The following is a 23,210-nucleotide window of genomic DNA, read 5'->3' on the forward strand; positions in this document are numbered from 1 at the left end:
GTCAGTCCTTCCTCATCCATTCCAGTGGGTCACCCCGGTCGACCTGGACACCATGTCGGGTCAACATTCCCCGCACGAGTGCCCGCCGATGCGCCGAATAGGTCAGCACGTGCGCGATGATCCCGTACAGCTGGAAGGATTCCGGCGGATCGCACAACGCATCTATTACGGTGTCACCCAGCCGTCCCGCGGCCGAGTATTCGGATATCAGTGTGGTCCAGCGCTTTCCGATGACGCGGTGGTGCGCCGCGAGCTGCTCGGCCGTCGCCTGGCCGGTCGTGGCACGCGACGGGAAATCCCGGCCCTCGATGGTCGCCAGCCAGACCTCCTTGGTCCACACGATCGCGCCGAGTACCGCTGCGACGCCGGGTTCCGGCCCGTCCCAGTCCAGTACCACCTGACCCGGTGAGATGTCCTGGACCCACTGCTGTTCGGAAAGCTCAGCGGCGGTACCGATCAGGTAGTCGGTGTCGGCGACATCGTGCACGAGCATGAACTGGGCGATATCCGGGCCGGCGGCCTCGCCCGGGTCGGCATCGCACCACAACGACTGCGGCGGATGGAAGTGCACTCCGTTGGGAGCGGTCAACCGGAATCCGACATCGTCGGCGCGAGACGGCGGCACCCCGAAGGCGCGGCGGAACGCCCGGGAGAACACCTCGGCCGACGACCACCCTTCGGTCTCTGCCACCTCGGCCACCCCGGCCCCCTGCTGCAACCGCCAGGCCGCACGCTCGAGCATGACCCGCCGGCGCAGCGCCGCGGGCGGTTCTCCGGTGAGCCGGCGCACCTCTCGGGAGAAGTGAAACTCCGAGGCGTAGCTGCTGCGGGCCATGTCGCCGACGCCCGAGTTGTCGTCGTCGACGACTGCGTCGAGCAGTTCGCGTAGCCGGTCACGGCCGTTCGGTTGGTCCTCCACGGTCACCGAGTATGGTCGGCCGTCCCTGTGCGAACCATGACATTTCCTGCTGTGGTTGCCCAGGCCGGCTCAGCTGTCCAGCACCTGCGCCACCCGCGCCTCGACGTCGACGCCGTCGAGATCAGACAGGTTGACACCGAACCGCCCGGTGAGCGCATCGAGAACCTCTGCGGCGGTGTCGAATCGGATGCGCTCGGTCTCACCGTGGCTGTGGATCGCCAGATTCCGGCCGCGCAAGTTGATCCTGGCGTCGTCGGTGACGAGTGCCGCGGACAGCCCGACGACGAAGACCCCACCGGGATGTGTTGATACATACCAGCTTCCGACCTCCAGGTCGATCCGCGGTTGCGGCACGGCGGTGAACCGGTACAGCGGCTGCCACTGACCGCGGACCTGCGCGGCCAGTTCGTACTCAGGCTCGTGGCGGGTGGGCAATTGCAGCAGCCGGTAGGGCTCGTGCCGGGTCTGCTGCACCGCACCGGTCTGCAGCCGGATCGGCGACGACAGCGTCTGCCCGCCGAAGCCGACGTCGACCAGGTACCGCCCGGCCTCCCCCGGCACCGTCACGGCCAGCACGTTGTGGGTGAGCGCGGGCAACGGGGCGTCGGGTTCCTTCATCCAGACCACCCGCCCGGCGAGACGTTCGACGCCGTAGCCCAGCTCGTCGAGGGCGTAGCCGAGCAGCCCGTTGTGCTCGTAGCAGTAGCCACCGCGGCGGCGGGTGACCAGCTTGTCCGACAGCGCCGCGGCGCTCAGATCGGCGACCGGGATGCCCAGCAGCGGGTCAAGGTTCTCGAACGGGATCGTGCGTCCGTGTGCGGCGACGACGCCCCGCAAGGTGTCGGAGTCCGGTCGCGTCGAACCGTCATGGCCGATCCGGCCGAGGTAGCCGGGCAGGTCGAATGCCGAGTCAGATGGCGAGTCAGATGGCGAGGAGCCCATGCCTGCCAATGATGCTGCCTCAACCGTGGTTCAGGTCAACTCGACTGTGACGAATCCGTCGGTCTCATAGCCACACGGCGCCACCTGTGGTTTTGAGAGGATTGTCCACAGCTACTCGGCGGTAGGCAGATGGACCCGTGAAGCAAATGGGTTTTTCACCCTCCACCTGGGTACACTAGCAAAACTAGAACACGTTCCAATCCACATCAGGGGGACCCTGTGGCTGCGACCGACATCGACCCGTCCGAAATCACGAAGTGGGATCCGGGCCTGACCGAGAAGGTCATGGGCTTCCTACGGCCGCTCATCAAGGGCTACCACCGCGCCGAGGTGCGCGGGCTGGACAGCTTCCCCAACGGTGGCGCGCTCGTGGTGTCGAACCACTCCGGTGGACTGTTCGCCCTGGACGTGCCGGTGTTCGCGACGGGCTTCTACGAGAAGTTCGGCTTCGAGCGCCCCGTGTACACCCTCAGCCACGACATGCTGATGACCGGGCCGACCGCGGCCTTCTTCAAGAAGACCGGATTCATCCGGGCCAACCACGAGAACGCCGACGAGGCGCTGCGCTCCGGCGGCGTGGTCGTGGTGTTCCCCGGCGGTGACTACGACGTGTACCGGCCGACCCTTTCGGCCAACAAGATCGACTTCGCCGGGCGCACCGGTTACATCAAGGCCGCGATCAACGCAGGCGTGCCGATCGTGCCGATGGTCGGCATCGGCGGCCAGGAGACCCAGCTGTTCCTGTCCCGCGGCACCGGGGTGGCCAAGGCGCTGGGCCCGATCGCGCGGCTGGCCCGCACCAAGATCGTGCCGGTGTCGTTCGGTTTTCCGTTCGGCCTGTCTGCCGTGCTGCCGCTCAACGTGCCGTTGCCGAGCAAGATCGTGATGAGGACGCTGGAGCCGATCGACATCGAGGCCGAGTTCGGTGAGAACCCCGATATCGACGAGGTCGACACGCACGTCCGCCGGGTCATGCAGCGCGCGCTGGACGAGCTGGCCGAAGAGCGCCGCTTCCCGGTGATCGGCTGATCACCGGTGAATCCGCTCGATCTGCTGACGGGGCCGATGGACCGGGTAACCGACACCGTCGGCCTGGTCACCACCATGCGCCGGGCCGGAATCATCACGGCGATGCGCCCGGACAAGTACGTGCGCATCGCCGCCGCCATGGCGCGCGAGAACATGAGCGTCACTTCGGGTTTCGCGGCCGCCGCGCAGCGCTGCGGTAACCGGCCCGGCCTGGTCGACGAACTCGGCACGCTGACCTGGCAACAGGTCGACCAGCAGGCCGACGCCCTGGCCGCCGGCCTGCAGGCACTGCCGGGTGGTGAACCGAAGGTGCTCGGCATCATGGCCCGCAATCACCGCGGCTTCGTGCTGTCGCTGATCGCCGCCAACCGCATCGGCGCCGACGTGCTGCTGCTCAACACCTCCTTCGCCGCGCCGGCGATGGCCGAGGTGGTCGACCGCGAGTCGGTCGACGCCGTCATCTACGACGAGGAATTCACCGGCACAGTCGATCAAGCACTTGCCGGGCGTCCGGACACCGCACGGATCGTGGCGTGGACCGACACTCACGCCCACGACGTCACCGTGGCGAAGCTGGTCGAGGAGCATCGCGGCAAGGAGCCGCGACGCACCGACGTGAAGAGCAAGGTGATCTTGCTGACCTCGGGTACCACCGGAACCCCCAAGGGCGCCAAGCATTCCGGCGGTGGCCCCGAGGTGCTGAAGTCGATCCTGGACCGCACCCCGTGGCACACTGAAGAGCGCGTCGTGATCGTGGCGCCGATGTTCCACGCCTGGGGTTTCTCCCAGCTGGCCTTCGCGGCGTCGATGGCCTGCACCATCGTCACCCGCCGCAAATTCGACCCCGAGGCGACGCTGGAACTCGTGGACCGGCACCGGGCCAAGGGTCTGTGCGTGGTGCCCGTGATGTTCGACCGGATCATGGAGCTGCCCGAGAACGTACTGAACCGCTACGACGGACGCACGCTGCGGTTTGCCGCGGCATCCGGATCGCGCATGCGTCCCGACGTCGTCATCGCGTTCATGGACAGGTTCGGCGACATCATCTACAACAACTACAACGCCACCGAGGCCGGCATGATCGCCACCGCGACACCGGCCGATCTGCGCGCCGCACCCGATACCGCGGGTAAACCCGCGGAGGGCACCGAGATTCGCATCCTCGACCGCGAGTTCCGGCAGGTTCCCACCGGGGAGGTGGGCACCATCTACGTGCGCAACTCGACGCAGTTCGACGGATACACCTCCGGCACGACGAAGGATTTCCACGAGGGCTTCATGTCCTCGGGCGATGTCGGCTACCTCGATGAAGCGGGCCGGTTGTTCGTGGTGGGCCGCGACGACGAGATGATCGTCTCCGGCGGCGAGAACGTCTATCCGATCGAAGTGGAGAAGGTGCTGGCCGGCCATCCCGATGTCGCGGAGCCCGCGGTGATCGGTGTCGACGATGCGCAGTACGGGCAGCGGCTCGTCGCCTTCGTGGTGCTCTCCGGCGCGGTCACCCCCGATGAGCTCAAGGCGTACGTTCGAGAGAACCTCGCCAATTACAAAGTGCCGCGGGAGATCGCCGTGCTGGACGAATTGCCTCGCAACAGCACCGGCAAGATCGACCGACGCCAACTCCAGGAGAAGGTGAATGGCTGAACGCCGACGGCTGCTCGCAGCGGCCGCTGAGCTGCTCAATGCTGCCAACGCAGTGAAACCGATCGGACGCAGGGGTTACAGCACCATCCTGGCCTTCGCGTTCGGCTGGCCCACCTCGGAGAACGCACCGCTGGTGATCACCGGGTCGGCCCTCGACGCGGTGCGCCGCGGCATCCGGGGTGACTACCGTTCGGCGGGCGGCCGAATCTCCCTGCTGCTCAAAGCTATTTCTTGGGCACTGCTGGTGCTGGTGCACCGTCGCGGTGTGCAGTCCCGGCCCTACTTCGAAGAGCCGGTCCGCGAGGCCCTGGCCGACGAGTACCCGTCGGCGCTGCGGCCCCTGCGTCGCGGCGAGGTGTACTCCACGTCCATGAGCCGGCGCCGCTACGTGAGCAAGACCGTGCACTACGGCCCGCATCGGGCCAATCTCGCCGACATCTGGATGCGCCCCGACCTGCCCCGCGACGGCAAGGCACCGGTGCTGCTGCAGGTACCGGGTGGGGCGTGGATGATCGGCATGCGCAGGCCCCAGTCGTATCCGCTGATGAGTCACCTGGCCGAGCAGGGCTGGATCTGCGTGTCGATCGGCTACCGGATCAGCCCGCGCCACCCCTGGCCCAACCACATCATCGACGTGAAGCAGGCGTTGGCCTGGGTGAAGGCCAACATCGCCGAGTACGGCGGTGACCCCGACGCGGTGTGCATCACCGGCGGTTCGGCAGGTGGGCATCTGACCGCACTGGCCGCGCTGACCCCCAATGACCCCAAGTGGCAGCCCGGTTTCGAGGACGCCGACACCTCCGTCGCCGCCGCGGTGCCCGTGTACGGTCGCTACGACTGGTTCAGCACCGCCGGCACCGGGCGGGCCGAGTTCGTCGAGGTGCTGGAGCGGCTGATCGTCAAGCTGCCGCTGGCCGCCAATGATCAGGTGTACAAGGACGCCTCGCCGATCACGCTGGTACACCCCGATGCCCCACCGTTTTTCGTGCTGCACGGCGCCAATGACTCCCTGATCCCGGTGGGCGAAGGCCGCGATTTCGTCGCCGCACTGCGCAAGGTCTCGAAGTCGCCCGTGGTCTATGCCGAGATTCCGCACGCCCAGCATGCGTTCGACATCTTCGGCTCACCGCGCGGGCACTACACGGCCGATGCCGTCGCGGAGTTCCTGAACTGGGCCCGCGCCCGGGCCCAGCTGGACTCGGGCCTGCGGGACGAATTGGACGACGAGATCGCTTCCGGTTACTAAGCTCCTGAAGATGTCCACACCGGACGCCGAGCTCTCCGCACTGGCCGCCGAACTGCCGGACCACGCGGTGATCACCGATCCCGCCGTGATCGAGGGTTATCGGCGCGACGCCGCACTCGACCCGGAGGCGGGCCGAGCCCGGGCCGTGGTGCGGGCGAGCAGCACCGAGGATGTACAGGCCGTGCTGCGGTGGGCCAGCGCACATGGTGTGCCCGTGGTTCCCCGGGGCGCGGGATCCGGTCTGGCCGGTGGCGCCAACGGGGTCGACGGCGGCATCATCCTGAGCACCGAACGGATGCGCGATGTCCGCATCGACACCGCCAGCCGCGTCGCGGTGGTGCAGCCCGGCCTGATGAACTCCGAGGTGAAGAAGGCAGCCGCTGAGCACGGGCTGTGGTACCCGCCCGACCCTGGGTCGGTCGAGATCTCCTCGATCGGCGGGAACGCGGCGACCAACGCCGGCGGGTTGTGCTGTGTGAAGTACGGGGTCACCAGCGATTACGTGCTGGGCATGCAGGTGGTGCTGGCCGACGGCACGGCCGTGCGGCTGGGCGGTCCGCGGTTGAAAGACGTTGCCGGCCTGTCGTTGACGAAGCTGTTCGTCGGTTCCGAGGGCATCCTCGGGGTGATCACCGAACTCACCCTGCGGCTGATCCCGGCGCAGCCCCCGGCATCGACTGCGGTCGCGCTGTTCGGCTCGGTGCAGGACGCCGCCGACGCGGTGGTGGCCATCACCGAGAAGGTCCGGCCCGCCATGTTGGAGCTGATGGACCACGCGACCATCAACGCCGTCGAGGACTATCGTCGCATGGGCCTGGACCGCTCGGCAGAGGCGATGCTGCTGGTTCAGTCCGATGCACCGGGCGCCGCCGCCGAGGAGATCGCCCACATCGTCGAGGCTTGCGAGAAGTCCGGTGCCACCGAGGTTTACGCGACCGACGACGCCGAAGAGGGCGCCGCGTTCACCGCGGCGCGCCGGCTGGTGGGCCTGGCCCTCATGCAGCTGGGCACGTTCTACCTAGAGGACGTCACGGTACCGATACCCGACCTGCCGGAACTGGTGGCGGGCATCAAACGCATCGCCGACGACTGCGACGTGCTGATCTGCGTCGTCGCCCACGCCGGCGACGGAAACACCCACCCGGTGGTGGTATTCGATGCCGAGGATCCGGATATGAGCGAACGCGCCCGTCAGGCGTTCGCCCGGGTCATGGAACTGGCGATCGCCATGGGCGGCACCATCACCGGCGAGCACGGCATCGGCCGGCTCAAAAGGGATTGGCTGCCACTACAACTCGGCGACGATGTGATGGCGTTGACCCGCCGGATCAAGGATGCGCTGGATCCACAGGGCATCCTCAATCCGGGTTCGGTGCTGCGCTAGTTCCCAGCCGCCGAGACTACGATTTCTGACGTGAATGGCCGGAATTTGGGCCACAAACCGTAGTCTCGGCGCGGAAATCAGCCCTCAGGCCTCGGCCAGCACCCCGTGCAGGGCCTTCTTCGCCTCGGTGATGGCCGCGAGCAGGTTCGTCCGCACCTCACCGAGCTTGGCCTTCTGTTCGTCCGTGCCCGTGAACGCGATGGTGCGGGCCAGACCCGCGACCTCGTGCAGGCCGGTGCGGATCTTGATGACGTCCGCGAACTTGCCCACCTTGCCGAACAACGCGTGCGCGGTCTCGCTGGTGACACCGCGCCAGGCCAGCAACTGGGTGCCGAATTCGGTCAGCGTGGCGACACCGTCGGAGACGGTCACCACACCGCGGCCGGCTAGTGCGGCGATGGCCAATTCGACGATGTCCAGTGGTGGGGTGAAGGCACCGCCGGTGGCTTCGGTGGTGCGCTCGACGATCTGTTCAGCCGTGGCCGGCCCGTCCAGCAGCAGTGCCGCTGTACCTACCGCGGCGCGCTTGAGCGCGAACTTCGGTCCGAAGCCCCCACCGAAGCCCCCACCGAAGCCGGGTCCGCCGAACGCCCCCGGACCGAAACCGCCGAAGCCGCCCTGCTCCCCGGGACCACAGTTACCGCCGCCGAATCCGGCCGGACCGCCGCCAAAGAATCCTCCAAAACCCATGTCACACATCCTTTTTCCAGGTTTCAGCCGGACCAGCGGAGCGCGGCCCGACAGGTGTATCAAGTTCCTTGATACGCCCCTATTTGGGCCAATTCAATGAGATCTGGCTGAGAACTGGTTGAGCTGTGGGCGAAACGGTGCGACCGATCCGCATGGTCGGCGAGTGCGGCGCATGTGAGGATGCCAGCTATGACTGCCCCCGACAGCGAGCCGCTGGGATACCTCCTGCACCGGGTGGCTGCCACGCTGCGGCCAGAAGCGGCCGCGGTTCTCGCTCCGCTCGGACTCGGACTGGCGGAGTTCGTCTGCCTGCGGATCATCTCGCTGAATCCCGGGCTCACCAGCGCCGAGCTGGCCCGCTTCACCAACGTCAGCGCGCAGGCGACCAACCAGCTGCTGCACCGCCTGGAAGCCGCGGGCGCGGTACGCCGCCCCGATACAGCGGCGGCGGGAAAAGCGCTGCCCGCCGAACTCACCGCCAGCGGCCGGACGTTGCTCACCCGGGCAGAGGCCGCCGTCCACGTCGCCGATCAGCGGGTACTGGACCGCCTGACACCCAGCGAGCAACGGCAACTCAAGGCGTTGTTACGCAAGGCCGGGCGCGCCGACGCCGCGTGCGGGCCGATGGTCTCCTGACGCGACGTCAGTGTCCCGGCATGAGCGGCACGACCGTCGGCAGCTGAGCCCCTTCGGGTAGGACCAGCTGGCCGTCGGTGTTGATGAAGCCGGACCGTTTGGTGGGTATCGGAAGCACCGGGTCGGGGCACGGGGTGCCGGTGCCGGCACCGCAGATGCCGCCGGTCAGGTAGGACCGCTTCATGTGGTCCTCGGGCCAGGGGTCGGAGTGCATGCCGATCCACTGCGCGGGCACGTTGTAGAAGAAGAAGAAACACGCGCTGACCCCGGCGAAGATCGCCAGGAACCGGACGAACTGCTGCTTGGCGAATCCACCTCGCACCCGGTCGATTCCACGTTCGACGACGGTGCGGCCGCGGTCGTCGGTGAAGAAGCGCAGACAGCACAGTGCCGCTTGGACACCTCCCCACATCAGCCCCTCATAGATCGGCCACTGGTAGTAGGTGCCGGCGTTGAACGACACCGACCGGATCGCGCCCGGGTAGGTGTAGAACCCGATCGGCAGCATGACGAGGGCTTCCATGACGAAATCGAAGACGAAGGCCATCGCATAGGTGACCAAGATCAACCTCAGGTTGCTGATGCTCGGCCAGCGGTTCTTGATCTTGCGCATGAGCCAGCAGCCGGCGATGGTGATCAGCAGGACGCCGTAGGCATAACCCGGCACGTTGGTCAGCAAGGGTTCGGCGACCTGCCGACCGGGTTCCTCGGGTGAGACCCAACCCGGGATGTTCGATGACCAGGAGCCCCGGTTGAACAACCAGGTGTTGTAGGTGCACCAGGTGTTGAAGTAGTTCAGCAACGGATCCTGGAAGAACATCAGGCCCATCGACACAAACAGCATGCCGTCCAGGGTGATTCGGCGTTCACGCCGCCACGGCCGGATGAAGAACCACCAGATGGCGAACGGCAGGCCGACCCACAACACGACGGCGTTCGCGATGAGCGGGATCTTCATATAGAGCGGCGGCTCGTGGATGCCACCGGGCACGCGTTCGAAGTAGGGGCCGGTGATCCAGCTGATCCACACGTACAGCTGCAATGCCAGCAGGAGGCCGCCAACCGTGGCCCAGATCTGGACCGGCTTGACCGACCGGTCCACCCCTGCCGCTGCGGACTTCGTCTCGAGATCGCTCACGCCATTGCCTCCTTTGAGCCGCCCCTGATAGTGCGCATGGCCGTATTCCGGCGAAGGGTCACGAAACACCGCTTGACGCAAGGGTTCCCGTTCGCCGAATGCGAATATACCGGGTGGTATCTCAAATACCAAGGAGTTTTTCAGTGCTGTGGCAGAATCTGACGCATGGTCGAGCAGTGGACACGGGAACGGCGCCTGGAGCGCACCCGCTCACTGCTGCTGGACGCCGCCGAAGCGGTCTTCGCCGAAAAAGGCTTTACCGCAGCATCTCTCGATGACATCGCCCACGCCGCCGGCTACACCAAGGGCGCCATCTACAACCACTTCGCCACCAAGGAAGAGCTCTTTCTGGCGGTCAGCGACAGGTACTGGCGCCGGTATTTCGACAACTTCGCCGAGGTGATGTCCTCCGCGAAGCAGGTCGGGGCGACCGAACTCGACGAGATCGCCAACCGGTGGCGTGAGCTGAGCCGTGACCGTGGCGCCGAGCATGCCGCCCTGGGCCACGAGTTCACCCTCTACCTACGCCGCAATCCCGAGGCACGGGAACGGGTGGCGGCCAAGCGAGCCGAAGTCGTCGAAGCGCTGGGCAAGTTCATCGCCACAGGCATGGAACGTCTGGGTGCGACGCTGCAGATCCCCGCGTCGACGTTCGCCCAGGTCCTCATCGCCACCAGCGAAGGCGTGGTCCTCGGCAGTGAACTCGACGACGTCGACCTCTACCGGCCCATGGTGGAGATGTACGTATCGGCCATCAAGCTGCCGTGACTTGGTTCGGGCTCAGAACACCCGGACCTGGCCCTCGAGGACCGGAACGGTCTCCGGGAGCTTGTAGGTCGCGATGCCGTTGCGGAACATGACCGCCTCGCGCGCGTGTTCGGGCAGGTGCTTGACCAGCCAGCGCGGGTCGTCGAAGGTCCAGTGCGGGTAATCGCTGGAGAACAGCAGGATCTTCTCGCACTCCATCCACTCGAACGCCCGCGACAGCTCGGTCTTGTCCTCGGGGTAGTCCAACGGCTGGGTGGTGAATTTGATGTGGTCCTTGACGTACTCGGATGGCTTGCGCTTGATGTCCATCCAGGACTTGCGTGCCTCGTAGATCGCGTCCATGCGCCACATCAGCGGCAGGATCCACGTGAACGCATGCTCGACGAACACGATGCGCAGCGTCGGGAACCGGTCGAAGACCCCGTCGAAGATCAGGCTCATCACCTGGTTGGCCGCCAGCAGCGAGTAGGTGACCATGAAGTCGTGGTTGTAGCTGGGCAATCCGACCGGAGGAAGCGGCAACTCGTCATACTCACCGCGGGACAGATGGCAGCTCACCGTGATGTCGTGCTTGGTGGCCGCGGCCCACAGCGGGTCGTACTTCGGGTCGCCCCATGACGGCCGCGGTTCGGCCTTGATCAGGATCTGCGCCATGTAGGGATGGCCGGCCCACCGCTCGATTTCCCGTGCCCCGAGCTCTGGCGCTTCGACGGCCAGGCAGATGGACCCGCGCCAGCGCTCGTGCCAGTTGTTGTGGGAGTCCAGCCAGTGGTTGGCCTGCCAGTCGTTGAGCGCGCAGTTCATCGCGTGGTTGGCTTCGGGGATATGCGCCCCGTAGGCCGCGGGCTCCAAGATCGCGATATCGGCGCCTGCCTCCATGATCAGCTGCCGGAAGGCGAGGTCGGGATCGCTGCCGGCGAACTCACCGTCAGCCGGGAAGGTGTCGGTGCGCATCGCGTAGGCGTGCGCATAGTCGGGCGCGTCGTAGTAGATCAGCTCACCGACGTCGTGGGTGTTGAAATAGCTGCTGCGCCACGGCTCCGGTATGTACTGGCCCAGTTCGCCCCGACGCGGCGTGGGATGCACATCGGAATCGACGCACCGCACCGCGATACGTTCGGTGGCGGGAACCCTCGGCGAGGCGGTTGTCGTCATGGTCGGCCCCTCAACGTGCGATTGCGACGGCGATGGACTTCGTCTCGAGGTAGCCGTCAAGCCCTTCACGACCGAGCTCCCGGCCGTAGCCACTGTCCTTGACGCCGCCGAACGGTGCGAACGGATCCATCGTGTACCCCTGGTTTACCCCGAAAGTGCCGGTTTGTACACGGTCGGCGATCCCGATGCCCCGGTCCGCGTCCGCCGTCCACACCGAGCCGGCCAGGCCGTAATCGGAGTCATTGGCGATCGCTACGGCTTCACGCTCATCCTGGTACGCGATCACGGTGAGCACCGGCCCGAAGATCTCCTCGCGCGCAATGCGCATCGAGTTGTTCGCTCTGGTGAACAGGGTGGGCTGGACATACCAGCCGGTGTCGACGCCGTCCGGCAGCCCAGTTCCGCCGCACACCAGCCGGGCTCCCTCGTTCCGGCCCAGGTCGATGTAGTCGCGGACCCGTTGCTGCTGCCGCCGGGACACGAGTGGCCCCAGGTCGGTGGCGGGATCCGCAGGATCCCCGACGGTCAGCGCGGTCATCCGGGCGGCCAGGGCGTCGACGAAGTCCCGCTCCCGAGAGGCCGGGACCAAGATCCGGGTCAGTGCGTTGCAGATCTGTCCGCTGTTGGACAGGCTGGCGGCACGGATACCGGCCGCGACGGTCTCCGGGTCGGCATCGTCGAGGACGATGGCCGCCGACTTGCCGCCGAGCTCAAGGCTCACCTTGGTCAGATTCGCCGCAGCCGCGGCGGCGACGGCCCGGCCGGCGGCGCTGGAGCCGGTGAACGAGACCTTGTCCACGCCGGGGTGACCGACCAGGTGGGCACCTACGCCGGCGTCCCCCGGCACGACGGTGACGACACCGTCGGGCAGACCCACCTCCTTGAGGATCTCCGCCAAAAGCAATGCATCCAATGGTGATTCGGGTGCGGGCTTGAGTATCACCGCGCAGCCGGCCAGCAGCGCGGGCACCAGCTTGGTGATGGTCAGGAACTGGGGCATGTTCCACGGCACGACGGCCGCGACGACGCCGACCGGATTCTTCTTGACGTGGACGTCCGATCCGAAGAAGCCGGCGCGGTTCTCGTGCCACGGGTAGGTCTCGGCCAGGTCGCAGAACGCCGGCATCATCATCGCCGGCAGCCCGACCTGGGCCCGCTGCGCGAAGCTGATCGGCGCACCGATCTCGGCCGAGATCAGTTGCGCCATCTCACCGCGGCGCTGCCCGTAAAGCTCGGCCAGGCGGCGCACCGCAGCGATCCGTTCCGCCGGATCCAACCACGGCCACGGGCCATGATCGATGGCGCCGCGAGCGGCCGCGACGGCTGCCTCGACGTCAGCCGGTCGGGCCGCAGGCACACGGGCGATGGCTTGCCCGGTGTGCGGCGAGATGACCTCGATCGTGTCGGCAGGGTCGCCGCTCTGCGACCAGTCGGCCTCGACTCCGAGGTACTCCCCAAGATGCTGATCCATTCGGATCCTTCCGCCTCAGTGACGCCACAATATCAACTACTTGTCATTGATGGAACCGCCGTCTACCGTCGATCGTGAGCTGCCGGCACCAACAGCCACGGGTCGGCATCGTCGGTCGAAACACATCACAGAGGAGCGGGCATGGCTCGGTTTCCCAAACCGGCTGAAGGCAGCTGGACTCAGCACTACCCCGATCTGGGCACCGGCCCGGTGTCGTATGAAGACTCGATCAGCCCGGAGATCTACGAACTGGAGCGTCAGGCGATCTTCAAACGCGCCTGGCTGAATGTCGGACGGGTCGAACAACTTTCACGCAAGGGCAGCTACTTCACCAGAGAGATGAAGGCCGCCAACACCTCTATCATCGTGGTGCGCGGCAAATCCGGCGAGATCAAGGCTTTCCACAACGTCTGCCGCCACCGCGGCAACAAACTCGTCTGGGACGACATGCCGTTGGAGGAGACCAGCGGGGTGTGCCGGCAATTCACTTGCAAGTACCACGCCTGGCGCTACGACCTCGACGGGGAACTGACTTTCGTCCAGCAGGAAGGCGAGTTCTTCGATCTCGACAAGAGTCGCTACGGCCTGGTCCCGGTGCACTGCGAGGTGTGGGAGGGATTCATCTTCGTCAACTTCGCCAAGGCTCCTGAGCAGTCGCTGCGCGAATTCCTGGGCCCGATGATCACCGATCTGGAGGGCTATCCGTTCGACAAGATGACGTCGCGGTTCACCTATCGCTCTGAGGTTAAAGCGAATTGGAAGCTGTACATGGACGCCTTCCAGGAGTTCTATCACGCACCCATCCTGCATGCGAACCAATCTCCCACCGCGTACTCGAAGGCCGCCGCGGAGTCCGGTTTCGAGGCGCCGCACTACCGGATCGAGGGGCCACACCGGCTGGTGAGCACGTCCGGGGTAAGGGCCTGGGAGATGGCCGACGAGATGCGCAAGCCCATCGAAGACATCTGCCAGAGTGGACTTTTCGGACCGTGGGAGAAACCCGACCTCGGCGAGATGCCCGTCGGGCTCAATCCGGCCAAATGCGATCCGTGGGGGCTGGACTCGTTCCAGTTGTTCCCCAACTTCGTCGTGTTGTTCTGGGGCCAGGGCTGGTATCTGACCTACCACTACTGGCCGACCTCGTTCAACACACACACATTCGAGTGCACGCTGTATTTCCCGCAGCCACGTACGCCGCGCGAGCGGTTGGGCCAGGAGCTGGCTGCCGTCTCCTTCAAGGAGTACGGCCTGCAGGACGCCAACACCCTGGAGGCGACCCAGAGCTCGATCGAGACCCGGGTGGTCGAGGAATTCCTGCTCTGCGATCAGGAGATCCTGCTACGTCACCTGCACAAGGAGACCGCGGCATGGATCGACGACTACCAGCGCAAGACCGCGGGAGTGTGAACCGATGAGCACCAAACTGCCTGCCGAATTCGCCGACCTCGAACGGTTTTCGGACTGGTGCCTGTCCAGTGAGCCACAGCGCTATGGCAAGCGGTTGGACAGCACCATGACAGAGATGCAGGCGTTCTATGATGCGATCACTCCGCGGGCCGAGGAAGCGATCAGCTTCTGCGACAAGTTCAGTCTCGACGACCTGCCAGAGGACGTGCTCAACCTGATGCACCTGCTGTACTCGATGGTGACGGTGTCCTTCCCGGTCGAGTGCTGGAAGCAGCCACGGGTACCCGACTCCGGCGCGACATCGTTGGACTGCGTCGTCGAGCCGGTTCCGTGAGCCAAACCGACACCGCGCCGACAGTCCTTCGCGCTGCGCGCTGGGTCGACGCGGCAGCCGGACAGGTCCACTCCCCGGCGGTTGTGGTGATCGAGGGCAACCGCATCAAGGCGATCAATCCGCAAGGGCCACTGCCGGATTCGGCCATCATCATCGACCTGGGCGACGTCACCCTGCTGCCCGGGCTGATGGATATGGAACTCAACCTGCTGATCGGCGGGCCGGGCAACCCCGGCGGGCTGCCGACTCCGATGCACGGTGTGCAGGACGACCCGGCGTACCGGACGCTGCGCGGCGCGGTCAACGCCCGCACCACGCTCGATGCCGGCTTCACCACCGTGCGCAACCTGGGCCTGATGGTCAAGACCGGCGGTTACCTGCTCGACGTCGCACTGCAGCGGGCAATCGACCAGGGTTGGCACCAAGGGCCGCGCATCTATCCGGCCGGCCATGCCGTCACCCCTTACGGCGGCCACCTCGACCCCACGGTGTTCCAGCGACTGGCACCGGGCATCATGCCCCTGTCGGTCGCCGAGGGCATAGCCAACGGAGTACCCGATGTCATCGCGTGCGTCCGCTACCAGATCCGTCACGGCGCCAAGCTGATCAAGGTGTCGGCGTCGGGCGGCGTGATGTCGCACAGCACCGCACCGGGCGCCCAGCAGTACTCCGACGCCGAATTCGCCGCGATCGCCGACGAGGCCCACCGCGCCGGCGTCAAGGTCGCCGCCCATGCGGTCGGGGACACCGCCATCCAGGCCTGCATCCGGGCCGGCATCGACTGCATCGAGCACGGATTCCTGGCCACCGACGAGACGATTCAGATGATGGTCGACCACGGCACCTTCCTGGTTTCCACCACGTACCTGACCGATGCGATGGCCATCGACCGGATCGCACCCGAGCTGCGCAAGAAGGCGCTCGATGTGTTTCCGCGGGCAAAATCGATGCTGCCCAAAGCCATTGCCGCCGGAGTTCGCATCGCGTGTGGCACCGACGCCCCGGCCATCCCGCACGGCGAGAACGCCAAGGAGTTGTGCGCCCTCGTCGAACGCGGCATGACCCCGATGCAGGCCTTGCGGGCCGCGACGGTCGTGGCCGCGGAGTTGGTCGATGCCGCCGACGAACTGGGGCAGCTGGCCCCGGGCTATCTGGCCGACGTGATCGCGGTTGCGGGCGATCCCAGCACGGACATCGCCACGACGCTCGATGTCCGGTTCGTGATGAAGGACGGCGCGATCTACAAGCACGTCTGAGCGGCTCGCCGCGAACCAGGCGACGTGCGCTAGCGTCGAGTTCGACGCATGTGGCAGGAGACGAGAATGGATCTGACCGAGAACACCTTGTGGTGGCTCAAACAGGCCTTTTACTTCTCGCTCACCGAGGTCAACGAGTCGGTGAAAGAACACGGTGTCACCACCGCCCAGATCGGCGTGCTGCGCCAGTTGACCAATCAACCGGGCCTGTCCGGTGCCGAGTTGGCCCGTCGTCTGTTGATCACCCCGCAGGGCGTGCAGCTCGCACTCACCGCGCTGGAGAAGCGGGGCCTGGTCGAGCGCAAACAGGATCCCCAGCATGGGCGCATCCTGCAGGTCTTCCTGACCGATGAAGGTCGGGCGGTGGCCTCGGCCGTGGTCGCCGACGCCGTGGCCGCCCATGACCGGGTGTTCGGCGTGCTCAGTGACGAGGAGCAGGCGCAGCTGAAGGCCCTCCTGCGCCGGGTGATCGAACAGGGCACCGGCCACACGCCGCACTCCGATCACATCGACCCGTGAAATCTCCCTCTCCCGGTGGGGCGAGGAGCCAGGCCTATTTGTGGCGTCGCCGGCCGATGCTCAGCAGCCAGTCGGGAAACGCCAACCCGTGGATGATCCGCTGCGTCCGGAAGTACTGGCGCGGAAGCGATGCCGTGTTGTAAGGCAGGCCGTACTTCTCGCACAGTTCCCGTACCCGAACGCTGACCTGCGGGAGGCGGTTGCTCGGCAGATCCGGGAACAGGTGATGCTCGATCTGGTAGCACAGGTGACCGCCGGAGATCGCCAGCGGCCGACTCGCGTTGAAGTTGGCGGTCCCGAGCATTTGCCGGAGATACCACTCGCCTTTGGTCTCGTCTTTGACCACCGCCGGGTCGAACGTCTCGGTGCCGTCGGGGATGTGCCCGCAGATGATGTTCACGTACACCCACAGGTTGCGGAGCACATTCGCGGTGATGTTGGCCGCCAGGGTCCGACGCCACCGGCGCAGGCTGAGGGCGGGCAGGAACACATAATCCTTGGCGAGCTGCCGAACGATCTTGTCGCGAAAGTTCCGCTTCTCCACGGCCAGACCGTCTGGCGTCTCGTGCCGGAGACGTTCAGAGTGCAGGCCGTGGAGGGCGATACCCCACTCGAACATGGCTGCCAGCACCAGGTTTCGCAACGGGGTCGCCAGATGAACCCAGCGCCACGGCTGGTCGGTGGTGACCCGATGCAGACGGTAGCCGATGTCCTCGTCCATGCCGAGCACATTGCTGTACACGTGATGCCGATAGTTGTGCGAGTACCGCCACTGCGCGGAATTCCCGACCATGTCCCACTCCCAGGTACTGGAGTGGATTTCGGGATCGTTCATCCAATCCCACTGGCCATGGGAGATGTTGTGGCCGAGTTCCATGTTCTCGATGGACTTCGCATATGCCAGCGCGCACGTGCCTACCACCCACCCGGTCTTCGACCGGCTGCCGGCGATCATCAGTCGCGCCGCGACATCGAGTGCCCGCTGGAAGTGGATCACCCGCCGGATGTAGGCCGCGTCCTTCGCCCCGAGCGACTCCTCGACGTCGCGGCGGATCACGTCGAGTTCATAGGCGATCTCCTCGACGTCCTCACGACTGAGATGCAGGTAGGCGGGAACATCGGCGATCGCCATCAAGGTGTCCTCGGTGGATGCGGCGTGATAGCGGCGCAATCCAGGCCACCGTCAGGGTCAGCCCGCAGCCTAGAGGCTCCGGCTTGACGACAGGTAATCGAGCGCGTCGAGCAGGCGAAATGGCGGCGTTGGCGCACGCGCGCCTCTGCCGGAATCGCCCCCACACCGCCGCCGATATCCAGCACTTGAGATCAATAACAAGTACTTGATATTGTTGGCCGCGATGGAGACGTCCACGACAACCCGCCACGAATCCGCCGACGCGACCGACGCCGACGGTTTCACCCCCTTGCAGGTCAAGCGGGTGGTCCGGGAGACCTCCGAAGCGGTGTCACTCGTCCTCGATGTCCCCGCGGCGAGCCGAGCCAGGTTCCTCTACCTGGCAGGCCAGTTCGTCACCCTGAGAGTGACGATCGACGGCGCCGAACATCGTCGTTGCTATTCGATGTCCTCATCCCCGGCGGTCGAGCCCGATCTGCGGATCACCGTCAAACGCGATCGAGACGGCCTGGTCTCCAATTGGATCAACGACACCGTGACCGCCGGCGACGTCCTGCACACCGCGCCTCCCGAGGGACGCTTCGTTCTCACCGCCGACGACCACGACATCGTCACCTTCGCCGGCGGCAGCGGCATCACCCCGGTGTTCTCACTGGTGCATTCGGCGCTGGCCGCCACCAGCCGCAGGGCCCGGCTGTTCTACGCCAACCGCGATCTCGCCTCGGTGATCTTCCGGGACGCGCTGGCCGAGCTGACCGACACCCACAGCGGACGTCTTGAGGTGCATCATCATCTCGACGACCTCGACGGCGTCGTCTCACCGGAACGCATCGCCGACTTCATCCACAGCGCCGGTGGCCACGCCGACACCGATTACTACGTCTGCGGACCCGCTCCGTTCATGGACACCGTCGAACAGGTCCTGCTCGATGCCGGGGTTCCCAGACAGCAGGTGCATCTGGAGCGGTTCAGCGTCGCCGCGATCCCGCCTCCCGACCCGGCCGAGCCGGTGGTCACCGAGGAGGTCACGATCGAACTGGGCCGAACCACCACTATCGCGCCGTACCGCGCCGGCAACACCCTGCTGCAGACCGCGCGACTGGCCGGCCTGAAGGCTCCGTCGTCCTGTGAAACCGGTTCGTGCGGAACATGTATGGCTCAGGTGGTCGAGGGCAGCGCACGCATGGTCAACAACGACGCCCTCGACGACGACGAGGTCGCCGAGGGCTGGGTGGTGACGTGCCAGGCACTGCCCACCAGCCGCCGAGTGAGAGTGGTCTATGAGTAAAGCAGGTATGAGCAGAGTCGCCGTGGTGACCGGCGGGGCGTCGGGCATGGGTGAGGCGACGTGCCACGAGTTGGGGCGGCGCGGCCACCAGGTCGCGGTGCTCGACGTGAATACCGATGCCGCCCAACGGGTCACCGACGAGTTGCGGTCGTCCGGCGTCACCGCTTTCGCGGTCGGCGCCGACATCACCGATCGCGCCGCGGTCGAAGAGGCCTTCAGCAAGGTCCGCAGCGAGCTCGGACCGGTCGGCATCCTGGTGACCAGCGCGGGGATGTTCGGGTACGCCCCCTTCGCCGAGATCACCGAACAGTCCTGGGCGCAGATGATCGACGTGAACCTGAGCGGGACGTTCCGCTGCTGCCAGGTGGCCCTGCCCGACATGGTCGACGCCGGGTGGGGTCGCATCGTGATGATCTCCTCGTCGAGCGCACAGCGCGGCACACCGTTCGCGGCTCACTACGCCGCCTCCAAAGGTGCCCTGCTGACCCTGACGAAATCGCTTGCGCGCGAGTATGCCGCACACGGCATCACGGTCAACAACATCCCGCCGTCGGGTATCGAGACCCCCATGCAGCACCAGTCGCAAGCCGCGGGCCACCTGCCGGCCAATGAGACGATCGCCGCCAACATCCCCCTCGGCCGACTCGGCACCGGTGCGGATATCGCTGCCGCCGTGGGATTCCTGTGCTCCGAGGAGGCCGGGTTCATCACCGGGCAGACCCTCGGAGTCAACGGCGGCGCGGTGATGTAACGGCCTCGAGCCGACCAAGTCAGTCCCGACACGCACTAGTCACACGGAGGTTCACATGGCGACCAAGTGGCCCAAGCCGGCTGAGGGATCCTGGACCGAGCACTATCCCGATCTGGGTACCGGGCCGATCCCGTTCCGGGACTCCATATCTGAAGAGTTCTATGCCCTGGAGCGGGAGGCCATCTTCAAGCGAGCCTGGCTCAACATCAGCCGGGTCGAGGAGACTCCCGACGTCGGCAGCTACATCACCCGCCAGGTCGAGGCCGCCGATGCGTCGCTACTGCTCGTAAGAGACCACGACGGCGGTATCCGCGCCTTTCACAACCTGTGCCGCAAGCGCGGACACACGTTGGTACCGGCAGACTTCCGCGCCACCGAACTACGCAGCACCGGAAACGAATTCGAATGCAGGCACTGCGGATGGCGCTACGGCCTCGACGGAAAACTGATATCGCTGCCCGACGCGGACCACTACACGGGTCTGGACACCGCCGACTACGGGCTGGCCGAAGTGCACTGCGATGTCTGGGCCGGCTTCGTGTTCGTGAACTTCGACCGCGAACCGCGCCAGAGTCTGCGCGAGTTCCTCGGTCCCATGGTCACCGCCCTCGACGACTACCCGTTCGGCAAACTCACCGAGCGATACGACTGGGTGGCACACAACAACAGCAACTGGAAGATCTTCGCCGACGCCTTCCAGGAGTACTACCACGTGCCGTCACTGCACACTCAGCAGATCCCGCCGGAGGTACGCGATCCCAACGCCGGCTTCACCTGTGGACATTTTCAGCTCGACGGACCCCACCGGCTGGTCTCGACGGCAGGCACCCGCCGCTGGCTGCTGGCGCCGGAGTACATGTACCCGATCGAACGGGCCACCCAGAGCGGCCTGGTGGGACCGTGGCGGACCCCCGACATCGGTGAGCTGCCGATGCACGGACTCAACCCGGGCAACATCGAACCCTGGGGTATCAGCAACTTCCAGATCTTCCCCAACCTGGAGATCCTGATCTACGGCGGCTGGTACCTGCTCTACCGCTACTGGCCGACCTCGCACAACACCCACCGGTACGAGGCGTTCACCTATTTCCACCCGGCCCGCACCGTGCGGGAACGCATCGAGCACGAGGTGGCCGCCGTGGTGCTCAAGGAATTCGCCCTGCAGGACGCCGGCATGCTCGGCGGCACCCAGGCCGCGCTCGAGTACGACGTCATCGATGACTACCCGCTCAACGACCAGGAGATCCTGGTGCGGCACCTACACAAGATGGCGGTCGGCTGGGTCGAGTCCTATCAGCGCGACCGCGCACCGGCGGGAGCGTGACGATGACCTCCACTCGACTCCCCAGCGCCTTCGCCGAACTGGAGCCGTACGCCGAAATCTGGTGTCTGCCAACCGAGACCGAACGTTGGGATCGTCGCCTGGCCAGCACCATGCCGGAGATGCACCAGTTCTACGACGCCTTCTTCCCTCGCGTCGAGGAGGCGATCGAGTACTGCGACAAGTTTCCGCTCGACGACGTTCCCGACGATGCGCTCAACCTGCTGCACCTGATCTATTCGCTGATCATGGTCGCCATGTCGGTGGAGATCATGCACCAACCGGCGCCGACCGACTCCGCCGATGCCGTGATGATCCGCACCGGCGAACCACGGCCGTAACCGACACCGGACACCGTCACCGAACAACGAAAGGACGCACCGATGAGTGTGTTGACCATCAACAAGCTGACCGCTTCGGTGGGCGCCGAGGTTGTCGGCGTCGACCCCGAGCGCCTGGGTACCGACGACAGCCTCGGAGCCGCGGTGCTCGACGCCCTGGAGGACAACGGAGTGCTGGTGTTCCATGGCCTCAACCTGGATCCCGAAGCGCAAGTGGCCTTCTCGCAGCGCCTGGGTGAGATCGACCGCTCGGCCGATGGCCATCACCCGGTCTCGGGCATCTACCCGATCACGCTGGACAAGACGAAGAACAAAGCAGCCGAATACCTCAAGGCCACCTTCGACTGGCATATCGACGGTTGCACCCCCATGCACGACGAATGCCCACAGAAAGCCACAGTGCTGTCGGCCCTGGAAGTCGCCGCGCGGGGCGGCGAGACCGAGTTCGCCAACACCTACGCGGCCTACGACTCGCTCGACGAGACCGAGAAGGACCACTACGGCACGCTGCGGGTGGTGCACTCCCTGGAAGCCTCACAGCGACGTGTCTACCCTGATCCGACGCCCGATCAGCTGAGCCGTTGGCGGGCCCGGCCGACTCACGAGAACCCGCTGGTGTGGACGCACCGCAACGGGCGAAAGTCGTTGGTACTGGGAGCATCGGCGGACTACATCGTCGGTATGGACCACGACGAAGGTCGGGCGCTGCTCGCCGAACTCCTCACCCACGCCACCACGGCGGACAAGGTGTACAGCCACAGGTGGTCTGTCGGCGACACCGTCATCTGGGACAACCAGGGCGTCCTGCACCGGGCTGCGCCATATGAGCCCAACTCGCCCAGGCACATGCTGCGCACCACGGTGCTCGGCGACGAACCGATCCGGTAGCCCACCTGAACCGCTTCAACTGCTTTCGACGACCCTGATGATCGTCTTGCCCGCGACGCGTTGTGCCGGGTCGAATGCCGACACCGCATCCGCGAGCGGAAGCACCGCGCCGACGGACGGCCGCAGTCGGCCCCTGCGGAGTTTGCGCTCCAACCCGGCGAGTTGCGTCCGGTCAGGCTCGACGACGAAGAAGACCGCTCGAGCGTCGGCCGGCTGGATCCGCGGTGGTTCCGCGATGGTGACCAGGGTGCCGCCGGCCCGAACCAACTGCGCTGAGTGATCGAGGATCTCACCGCCGAGAACATCGAAGACCAGGTCGACCTGGCCGACGTCCTCGGGCCACCCCGGTTCGAGATCGACGAACACGTCGACACCCAGTTCGTGCGCGGCGTCCCGGTGCGCGGCTCGCCCGGTACCGATCACCCGGGCCCCGCGTGCGTGAGCCAACTGCGCCGCGATCGATCCGACCGCACCGGCCACGCCGTGGATCAGCACAGTCTGCCCGGTCTCGAGGTGGCCGTGGTCGAACAATCCCTGCCAGGCCGTCAGGCCCGAGATCGGGAGTGCCGCCGCGACGGTGTGGTCGACATCGGCCGACAGTGGCGCCAGATTGCGCGCCTCGACCGCGACATACTCGGCGAGCGTGCCGTTACGAGCCCAGTCGGTGATGCCGAAAACCCGCTGACCTATCGTCAGACCCGTTGTGCCGTAGCCAAGTTCGACGACCGTTCCAGACACTTCGTGACCCGGTACGGTCGGAGTCCGGTCACGGCCGGCGCGATCCGTCCACGTTCCCGGCCAGTCGAGCTCGCCGGGGGTGAACGCCGCTGCGTGCACCCGGACGATGACGTCATTCTCAGCCGCGTGCGGATATGGCACCTCGGACAGCGACAGCCCGGCGAAACCCGCCGCACGGTCGCTGGTGATCACTGCTTGCACGGTTGTCTCCTC

Annotated in this window: 23 protein-coding genes; 15 read left to right on the forward strand and 8 right to left on the reverse strand. The window is 66.0% G+C overall.

The window, feature by feature from the left end; all coding sequences use genetic code 11:
* Position 1: 1 nt before the first annotated feature.
* Both ACNQVK_RS35860 and ACNQVK_RS35865 read right to left on the reverse strand, forming a co-directional pair.
* Positions 2–925 carry a helix-turn-helix domain-containing protein gene (locus tag ACNQVK_RS35860; protein ID WP_418033577.1) on the reverse strand — a complete coding sequence of 308 codons (924 nt, stop codon included), beginning with the start codon at positions 923–925 and terminating at the stop codon, positions 2–4.
* A 63-nt stretch (positions 926–988) separates the two neighbouring features.
* On the reverse strand, positions 989–1,861 hold the full coding sequence (locus tag ACNQVK_RS35865) for an arylamine N-acetyltransferase family protein (RefSeq protein ID WP_418033578.1): 873 nt from the start codon (positions 1,859–1,861) through the stop codon (positions 989–991).
* Between the two features lie 219 nt (positions 1,862–2,080).
* On the opposite strand from ACNQVK_RS35865, the gene ACNQVK_RS35870 reads away from it, so the two are divergent.
* Genes ACNQVK_RS35870 through ACNQVK_RS35885 form a run of 4 tightly spaced genes read left to right on the forward strand, consistent with a single transcriptional unit; the run spans position 2,081 to position 7,164 of the window.
* A complete protein-coding gene (locus tag ACNQVK_RS35870) occupies positions 2,081–2,890 on the forward strand; it encodes a 1-acyl-sn-glycerol-3-phosphate acyltransferase (RefSeq protein ID WP_418033579.1) in 810 nt (269 codons plus the stop codon).
* Positions 2,891–2,926: 36 nt separating this feature from the next.
* Complete coding sequence (gene fadD12, locus ACNQVK_RS35875) at positions 2,927–4,534, forward strand: acyl-CoA ligase FadD12 (protein WP_418034552.1); 1,608 nt, start codon at positions 2,927–2,929, stop codon at positions 4,532–4,534.
* Positions 4,527–5,780: an alpha/beta hydrolase gene (locus tag ACNQVK_RS35880; RefSeq protein WP_418033580.1), complete on the forward strand. Its 1,254-nt coding sequence runs from the start codon at positions 4,527–4,529 to the stop codon at positions 5,778–5,780. Before fadD12 ends, ACNQVK_RS35880 begins: the two co-directional genes overlap by 8 nt.
* 10 nt (positions 5,781–5,790) lie before the next feature.
* A complete protein-coding gene (locus tag ACNQVK_RS35885) occupies positions 5,791–7,164 on the forward strand; it encodes an FAD-binding oxidoreductase (RefSeq protein ID WP_418033581.1) in 1,374 nt (457 codons plus the stop codon).
* An 84-nt stretch (positions 7,165–7,248) separates the two neighbouring features.
* Here ACNQVK_RS35885 and ACNQVK_RS35890 read toward each other — a convergent pair whose 3' ends face one another.
* Positions 7,249–7,854, reverse strand: a complete 606-nt coding sequence (locus tag ACNQVK_RS35890) for a hypothetical protein (protein ID WP_418033582.1) — start codon at positions 7,852–7,854, stop codon at positions 7,249–7,251.
* Positions 7,855–8,043: 189 nt separating this feature from the next.
* Here ACNQVK_RS35890 and ACNQVK_RS35895 point away from each other — a divergent pair, with 189 nt between their 5' ends.
* A complete protein-coding gene (locus ACNQVK_RS35895; RefSeq protein ID WP_418033583.1) occupies positions 8,044–8,490 on the forward strand; it encodes a MarR family winged helix-turn-helix transcriptional regulator in 447 nt (148 codons plus the stop codon).
* Positions 8,491–8,497: 7 nt separating this feature from the next.
* Here ACNQVK_RS35895 and ACNQVK_RS35900 read toward each other — a convergent pair whose 3' ends face one another.
* The gene (locus ACNQVK_RS35900) at positions 8,498–9,628 is read right to left on the reverse strand and encodes a spirocyclase AveC family protein (protein WP_418033584.1); all 1,131 of its coding nucleotides are present in this window, start codon (positions 9,626–9,628) and stop codon (positions 8,498–8,500) included.
* Between the two features lie 165 nt (positions 9,629–9,793).
* On the opposite strand from ACNQVK_RS35900, the gene ACNQVK_RS35905 reads away from it, so the two are divergent.
* Entirely contained in the window at positions 9,794–10,396 is a 603-nt protein-coding gene (locus tag ACNQVK_RS35905; RefSeq protein ID WP_418033585.1) for a TetR/AcrR family transcriptional regulator, read from the forward strand.
* Between the two features lie 12 nt (positions 10,397–10,408).
* Here ACNQVK_RS35905 and ACNQVK_RS35910 read toward each other — a convergent pair whose 3' ends face one another.
* Positions 10,409–11,551 (reverse strand): amidohydrolase family protein, encoded by a 1,143-nt coding sequence (locus ACNQVK_RS35910; protein WP_418033586.1) that lies wholly within the window; start codon positions 11,549–11,551, stop codon positions 10,409–10,411.
* Positions 11,552–11,561: 10 nt separating this feature from the next.
* A complete protein-coding gene (locus tag ACNQVK_RS35915; protein WP_418033587.1) occupies positions 11,562–13,022 on the reverse strand; it encodes an aldehyde dehydrogenase in 1,461 nt (486 codons plus the stop codon).
* 141 nt (positions 13,023–13,163) lie between these two features.
* On the opposite strand from ACNQVK_RS35915, the gene ACNQVK_RS35920 reads away from it, so the two are divergent.
* From ACNQVK_RS35920 to ACNQVK_RS35935, 4 genes are all read left to right on the forward strand, one after another.
* Positions 13,164–14,429, forward strand: a complete 1,266-nt coding sequence (locus ACNQVK_RS35920) for an aromatic ring-hydroxylating oxygenase subunit alpha (protein ID WP_418033588.1) — start codon at positions 13,164–13,166, stop codon at positions 14,427–14,429.
* Positions 14,430–14,433: 4 nt separating this feature from the next.
* Positions 14,434–14,763, forward strand: coding sequence for a hypothetical protein (locus ACNQVK_RS35925; RefSeq protein WP_418033589.1), 330 nt, complete (start codon positions 14,434–14,436; stop codon positions 14,761–14,763).
* The gene (locus ACNQVK_RS35930) at positions 14,760–16,019 is read left to right on the forward strand and encodes an amidohydrolase family protein (RefSeq protein ID WP_418033590.1); all 1,260 of its coding nucleotides are present in this window, start codon (positions 14,760–14,762) and stop codon (positions 16,017–16,019) included. The genes ACNQVK_RS35925 and ACNQVK_RS35930 overlap by 4 nt, the downstream gene beginning before the upstream one ends.
* 66 nt (positions 16,020–16,085) lie before the next feature.
* Positions 16,086–16,538: a MarR family winged helix-turn-helix transcriptional regulator gene (locus ACNQVK_RS35935; protein ID WP_418033591.1), complete on the forward strand. Its 453-nt coding sequence runs from the start codon at positions 16,086–16,088 to the stop codon at positions 16,536–16,538.
* 34 nt (positions 16,539–16,572) lie between these two features.
* Here the strand turns inward: ACNQVK_RS35935 and ACNQVK_RS35940 are convergent, their stop codons facing one another.
* Positions 16,573–17,670 carry a fatty acid desaturase family protein gene (locus tag ACNQVK_RS35940; protein WP_418034554.1) on the reverse strand — a complete coding sequence of 366 codons (1,098 nt, stop codon included), beginning with the start codon at positions 17,668–17,670 and terminating at the stop codon, positions 16,573–16,575.
* Between the two features lie 223 nt (positions 17,671–17,893).
* On the opposite strand from ACNQVK_RS35940, the gene ACNQVK_RS35945 reads away from it, so the two are divergent.
* From ACNQVK_RS35945 to ACNQVK_RS35965, 5 genes are read left to right on the forward strand one after another with little or no spacing between them, the layout of a single operon-like run.
* Positions 17,894–18,958: a 2Fe-2S iron-sulfur cluster-binding protein gene (locus ACNQVK_RS35945; protein WP_418033592.1), complete on the forward strand. Its 1,065-nt coding sequence runs from the start codon at positions 17,894–17,896 to the stop codon at positions 18,956–18,958.
* Between the two features lie 7 nt (positions 18,959–18,965).
* Positions 18,966–19,709, forward strand: a complete 744-nt coding sequence (locus ACNQVK_RS35950; protein ID WP_418033593.1) for an SDR family NAD(P)-dependent oxidoreductase — start codon at positions 18,966–18,968, stop codon at positions 19,707–19,709.
* Between the two features lie 55 nt (positions 19,710–19,764).
* Positions 19,765–21,033: an aromatic ring-hydroxylating oxygenase subunit alpha gene (locus ACNQVK_RS35955; RefSeq protein ID WP_418033594.1), complete on the forward strand. Its 1,269-nt coding sequence runs from the start codon at positions 19,765–19,767 to the stop codon at positions 21,031–21,033.
* Positions 21,034–21,035: 2 nt separating this feature from the next.
* Positions 21,036–21,371, forward strand: a complete 336-nt coding sequence (locus ACNQVK_RS35960; protein WP_418033595.1) for a hypothetical protein — start codon at positions 21,036–21,038, stop codon at positions 21,369–21,371.
* A 42-nt stretch (positions 21,372–21,413) separates the two neighbouring features.
* Positions 21,414–22,259: a TauD/TfdA dioxygenase family protein gene (locus ACNQVK_RS35965; RefSeq protein WP_418033596.1), complete on the forward strand. Its 846-nt coding sequence runs from the start codon at positions 21,414–21,416 to the stop codon at positions 22,257–22,259.
* A 15-nt stretch (positions 22,260–22,274) separates the two neighbouring features.
* Here the strand turns inward: ACNQVK_RS35965 and ACNQVK_RS35970 are convergent, their stop codons facing one another.
* Positions 22,275–23,198 carry an NADP-dependent oxidoreductase gene (locus ACNQVK_RS35970; protein WP_418033597.1) on the reverse strand — a complete coding sequence of 308 codons (924 nt, stop codon included), beginning with the start codon at positions 23,196–23,198 and terminating at the stop codon, positions 22,275–22,277.
* Positions 23,199–23,210 lie beyond the last annotated feature (12 nt).

It is taken from the genome of Mycobacterium sp. 134, from assembly GCF_048282715.1.
Taxonomy (GTDB): domain Bacteria; phylum Actinomycetota; class Actinomycetes; order Mycobacteriales; family Mycobacteriaceae; genus Mycobacterium; species Mycobacterium septicum.